The sequence below is a fragment of the Microcystis sp. M113S1 genome, assembly GCF_020246945.1.
GTDB lineage: Bacteria > Cyanobacteriota > Cyanobacteriia > Cyanobacteriales > Microcystaceae > Microcystis.
The window spans coordinates 1-5,568 of sequence record NZ_JADBSA010000035.1 but is presented as its reverse complement, the minus strand read 5'-3'; the positions used below and the strand labels follow the sequence as shown (position 1 = coordinate 5,568).

Here is a 5,568-nt window from a genome sequence, read left to right as displayed (position 1 = left end):
AGGCCGAATTTGAAGTCTTTTCTGAACGAAACCCCCTACTATCTGTGGTCAAGGTTCAGTTTTTAGCTTGGTTATCGCTTTTTCCATTGTAGCTTAAAGCCGTCCTAAAAGGACGGGGTTTTAACCCAAATTTTCGATAAACTATGACACAACAAAAAACATGGGTGAGGATCGATGTCAGTAAAGATGTTCTAGATATCTATCTGCTACCGCAAGGTCTCAGCTGACAACAACCCAATAGCGAGCTACAAGATATGGGACACTTTCTGGCTTTGCGGATAGCACTCCCTAGTATTAAACCCCCAAGGATAATATAAACAAGAACACTGCTGGATTCTGGAGTCGTTTTTTTAGATGCAACACGCATCTGAACAAGAACATCATCGTCATCATCATCTACAGTGAAAGATGCAGCGTCATCAAGATGAGCTAAGAAGATATTAGTATCTAGTAACTCAAATGTATTTCCTCCGAAACCAAGGCTATTATCTAGATCTGAAAAAACTATTTGTGAAGCAATATCTGTGCTTCCAATTGTAGCGAAAAAACTTTGACCATTCCAGTTAGTTACAACTGCCAGTGGAATTGGTTGATCTGGATTAAAAGACCCCAAAAAAACCTCACTGTTTGTTGATGGATTATTCGGCAATCCTGAAAGAACTGGAACAAAGTTTTCTGAAGTAGTCCCAAGACCAAACTCAGAATTGGCACCAGCACCACCTCCTAAGGATTTAACGTAAATATCAACCTGATCAGGAAATTTAAACTCTGCTGCACTGCTTGGATTGGGAATACCGCCAACGAATAAAGCAATAGCAAAAGTAAATAAGGGATATTTGGGGTTGCAGGGATTGAACATTTTTGTTGCTCCTCAAAAATTAATTTTTTTTTTGTTGTTCGTTATTTTTTGTTCCTTGAGAACAAGGTTCATGCTTTTAGTTTGACCAGTGAGCAAAAATTGCCCAGTTGTCTGGAACAGGCGAACCAAAAGATTCGCCCGCCCACTCCCAACTAGTTAAATAAGCTGAACATCTAAAGAGACAGCAAACCCTGCGGGGCGATTTTCAATGGTTGCGAATTGTTGCCCAAGAAAACTTAACCCACCTGTTAAGCTATTGTAGTTAAATTGGCTAAGGCTACTAGCAGTAAATCCGGACTTACTGATTTGGATGACATCGCCCTCTATCCACTGAAAATCCTTGATTACGTCAACTCCTTCTAGAAGAGAACCGAAATAAAAGGCATCGGCACCAGTGCCGCCAGTGAGGATATCATTGCCATAGCCGCCATAGACAAAGTCATTCCCAGCGCCTCCTAATAGAACATCGTTGTTGGCTCCGCCAAAGAGATAATCAGTGTCGTTTCCGCCTGATAAAGTGTCAGCACCTGCTTCGCCAATGAGCAAGTCACTACCGTTTCCGCCGAAGACATTGTCATTTCCAGCGCCGCCGAAGAGGTCATCTGCACCATCTCCACCATCAATGTAGTCGTTGCCTATTCCACCGTCGATGTAGTCGTTGCCTCCTTGGCCGTAAATGCTATCATTCCCTCCATTCCCGTAAACGGTGTCATTACCGAAACTGCCGAACAAGAAGTCATTATAAATTGTCCCGTTGTAAACTGGCATTAGCTGTAAACTCCTGTGAATTAATTAAGTTGATGATTCAAGTCAAACATTCAGATCAAATAACATTCAATAGATACTGAATAACAAATTGGTATCAGTCAACAACTATAAATCACTCTAAATGGCTCTAAATAACCGTACATAACTTTAAATAACAATTAATAGCAGTGCTTTCTCTTTCTCATAAAAATATTGACAAATCAGAGGAAATGATGTAATTTTTAAATATCTCTATTAATTTTTTGATTATTGTTGAACTAAAAATGGTTAGTATTACTGACACGATAGGAACTAAAGATAAAGAACTATTGCAAAAAGCATTTCTAAACCGTATCTTGCAAAATACTGGTTTGATAAAAAATAAAGATCATAGTTGTTTATTTCAACTTCTATATAATCCAAAAAATCAAGATAAAAAAAGAAGTGAAATTGTCGAAATAATGAAAGATAAGCATAATCTTCATTATACGGAAGCAACTATTAATGAATATGCGAAAAGAATTAGGAGAATAATGGTAGATGTGTTTAAACAAGCGATGATAGACGATGGATTAGAATTAAGTGTCAATTTAATTACTACTAAATATGAGAAGAAAGGAAAACCTCAGAATTCAGTTGAACCTCATCAAGTGACTTATCAATGGTTATGGGAGAAAAAATTCCCTCGGATGGGTTGGGAATTAGCAAAAGAAGTTGCTGCACCTGCTTGTAATAAGTTAACGATGCTGGATATTAATGAAAATTTTGAGGCAGAAAAATCACATAATGGAGGAGCCTCAAACGGGAGTTCAAAAAGGGGTCTAGTTATGAATGGTACTGTAATTAAGCCAGAGCCAGATAAGGGTAATTATATTTATCTTAACAAGCCCCATTATTTATGGGTTAATTTACCTGACAATGGTAAATATTTATTGTTAATTAATGAGACGGTAGAAGGAAATTTTTATCTCTTTAGTCCTTCAAGAGCATTTGCCTATGTTCCTTATACTAAGCTGTCAGAAGGACTTCGTTTACCTCCGTCTGAAGGACTAGCTCGATTTTTCCAATATGATGCAGTAGGAGATGAATATTTTCTGGCAATTATCACAGAGCAACCCATTGAGTTATCTTGGGTTAATGGGGAATCTGACCCTACAGATATTATTTTAAGTCAAGAGCGTCTTGATGAGATATTTGTTAAATTGGGTCAACAGGGTAATAGTGAAGTGTTTTATAAGCGGTTTAAGGTGGTAGAACAAACAATTAATTACTCTGATCAATCAGCAACAATAATCAACAACAAAAACTTAGTTGATTAAAGGAGAGGCTCAAAAAATATTAGAAACTATCAAAAAATTACAGCAATAAACTCAACGTAAACCTACAACACTGCAAAGGAAAATTAATTATGTCTCTACCTCTTTCTTCTTTCGTAGTTACACTTTGTCTCGGTTTGGGCTTTGTTTCTCTCCCTCTACCCGTTCAATCTTTGCCTGTAAATGCCATCGCTCAAGTCAATTCCCCCTCAACGGCTCAGGACTTCTTGGATCAGGGAGTAAAACAACTACAACAAGGTAATTTAGAGGCTGCCATTAATAATTTTAATGAAGCAATTAGACTTAATCCTAACTATGCTCAAGCTTATGGCAACAGGGGCATCGCCTATAGTCGTTTACAGCAATATGAGAAAGCCCTTGCTGATTATAACCAATATATTCGCTTTAATCCCAACTCAGCAGAAGCTTACTATAACCGAGCAACTCTCTACGATAAGTTAGGAGATTATCAAAAAGCGATCGCAGATTATGACCGAGCTATCCGCCTTAATCCTAATTTCAGTCAAGCGATTAGTAACCGAGAAATTGCCTACAATAATCAATTCCCGCAACAACAGCCACCCAATAGCAACCCCGCAAAAGTTCCAGTTCCACCCAATAGCAAACCTGCAAAAGTTCCACCTAATAAAAAACCTGCAAGGGTTTCAAGATCAAGAGTATTCTTTCCTGAGAATGGTCAGGGAGTGTACAACTTTGATCGGAAATCTGCGAGTAGTATCCTCAAAATTATACCGCCATCTGGTGCGGAAAATATGGTGATAAAGTTAGAGGATAAAATTAGCCGTAAACGGATCTGTTGGTTCTTGATATTAAAGGGGCATTCCTACGAAACACCCATTCCACCGGGGCAATATATAATAAAGTTGGCTACGGGTAAAAAATGGTATGGAGATAGACATCTGTTTGGTGCTAACGCATCCTACAGCAAAATTGACAAGGTGATCACTATTCCTGAGAATACACACTACACGATAGATCTTACTCCCAGCCTATTTGGTACTCTCAAAGAAAAAAAGATCGGAGTGAATCAATGGTAGTAATAAGTAGCGGATGCTTATAACCTGTGGGGGCTTGTCTATGTAATGTCAGGAGATTATCAAATAAGGAATCCCTGACTTACAAAGATCAGTAACTTTATTTCAGCAACAGGGAGATAAAACACAAGCTCAAAAAATATTACAAGTTCTTAATAAAATGTCGTAATAACCTTGGTTTATTCAAGGAGAATGGTAACATAAATTAAGCAATCATTAACCCGATATAACAGTATAACTAGACCGCATCATGCCAGCGATCTCCCTTCCCCATTGTAAACAGTAATTGCCCATAAAATAGGAAAAAACAATGCAAATTTCTATTCAACTAGACGATGAACACGCTCAAAAACTAGCCTATATTCAACAAACAACCCAAGAAAATACTTTAGAAACCATTCAACAAGCCATTGAACTACGCTATCAACAACTCCAAGGAAAAACACACGATCCCCTAGCTAAATTAAAACAAAGTTCCTTTATCGGTAGCTTTGAAGCAGAGGCTGACTTTGCTGAAAACTCAGAAAACATTTTGCATTCACTCCTATCCGAAAAAAATGATCATTGCTGATACAGGATTCTTTCTCGCTCTTGGCAATCGAAAAGACAAAGATCACTCGTTAGCTATTCAAACTATTTATAGTCAAAATGAAGCCTTAATTACCACCTATCCTGTTATCACCGAAACCTGTTATTTACTCTTAGCCAGAATAGGTAATCAGGCACAAATCAACTTTTTGCAGGGATTGGTTAACGATAACTTTGAAATATTTCATTGACAAAATCATCATACGTCGAGATTTCAGTATCTATCGTTGGAACAATACGGAGGTTTTTAACAACTTATTGTAGGAGATATTTATTCAGGGTCAACAGGGTAATAGTGAGGTGTTTTATAAGCGGTTTCAGGTGGTGGAACAAACCATTAATTACTCTGATCAATCAGCAACAATAATCAACAACAAAAACTTAGTTTATTAAAGGAGGATAGTAACATGAATCAATCCATAATTAACCAGATACAAAAGTATAACAAAACCATAGAAATGCTATATCAACAGGGGCAATATGAGCAAGGGATTATCTTCGCCCAACAAACCTGTGATTTAGCCAAAAGTTACTCACTAACTAATGAGCCTATTTATGCTGATTCTTTGAATCTTTTAGCCGCATTATATCAGTCAATGGGACAGTATAAGCAAGCTTTACCTCTCTCTCAACAAGCTCTCGAAATTCGTGGTAAAAGTTTAGGTACTGACCATCCCGACTATGCTCATTCTCTGAATAACTTAGCCATATTATATCAGTCAATGGGACAGTATAAGCAAGCTTTACCTCACTCTCAACAAGCTCTCGAAATTCGTGCTAAAATTTTAGGTACTGACCACCCCGACTATGCTGCTTTTCTAAATAACTTAGCTGTATTATATGAGTCAATGGGACAGTATGGGCAAGCTTTACCTCTCCATCAACAAGCTCTCAAAATTATTGGTAAAATTCTAGGTACTGACCACCCTAACTATGCTGAGTCTCTATATAATTTAGCCGTATTATATAGGTCAATGGGACAGTATGAGCAAGCTTTACCTCT

Annotated in this window: 7 protein-coding genes; 5 read left to right on the top strand and 2 right to left on the bottom strand. The window is 37.6% G+C overall.

Annotated features, from left to right (window positions below; translation table 11 throughout):
- Positions 1-199 precede the first annotated feature (199 nt).
- Together IM319_RS02385 and IM319_RS02380 are read right to left on the bottom strand one after the other, a co-directional pair.
- Positions 200-859 (bottom strand): hypothetical protein, encoded by a 660-nt coding sequence (locus tag IM319_RS02385; protein WP_287734485.1) that lies wholly within the window; start codon positions 857-859, stop codon positions 200-202.
- Positions 860-1,015: 156 nt separating this feature from the next.
- Complete coding sequence (locus tag IM319_RS02380; protein WP_287734483.1) at positions 1,016-1,627, bottom strand: calcium-binding protein; 612 nt, start codon at positions 1,625-1,627, stop codon at positions 1,016-1,018.
- Between the two features lie 263 nt (positions 1,628-1,890).
- Here IM319_RS02380 and IM319_RS02375 point away from each other — a divergent pair, with 263 nt between their 5' ends.
- The 5 genes from IM319_RS02375 to IM319_RS02355 all read left to right on the top strand — a co-directional run.
- Positions 1,891-2,925, top strand: coding sequence for a hypothetical protein (locus IM319_RS02375; RefSeq protein WP_287734481.1), 1,035 nt, complete (start codon positions 1,891-1,893; stop codon positions 2,923-2,925).
- An 89-nt stretch (positions 2,926-3,014) separates the two neighbouring features.
- Positions 3,015-3,980 (top strand): tetratricopeptide repeat protein, encoded by a 966-nt coding sequence (locus IM319_RS02370; RefSeq protein WP_287734480.1) that lies wholly within the window; start codon positions 3,015-3,017, stop codon positions 3,978-3,980.
- Positions 3,981-4,287: 307 nt separating this feature from the next.
- A complete protein-coding gene (locus IM319_RS02365; RefSeq protein WP_287734478.1) occupies positions 4,288-4,548 on the top strand; it encodes a hypothetical protein in 261 nt (86 codons plus the stop codon).
- On the top strand, positions 4,535-4,756 hold the full coding sequence (locus IM319_RS02360) for a type II toxin-antitoxin system VapC family toxin (protein WP_287734477.1): 222 nt from the start codon (positions 4,535-4,537) through the stop codon (positions 4,754-4,756). Before IM319_RS02365 ends, IM319_RS02360 begins: the two co-directional genes overlap by 14 nt.
- Before the next feature lie 216 nt (positions 4,757-4,972).
- Positions 4,973-5,568: tetratricopeptide repeat protein (locus IM319_RS02355; protein WP_287734476.1), on the top strand; the 596-nt coding region annotated here is incomplete at its 3' end.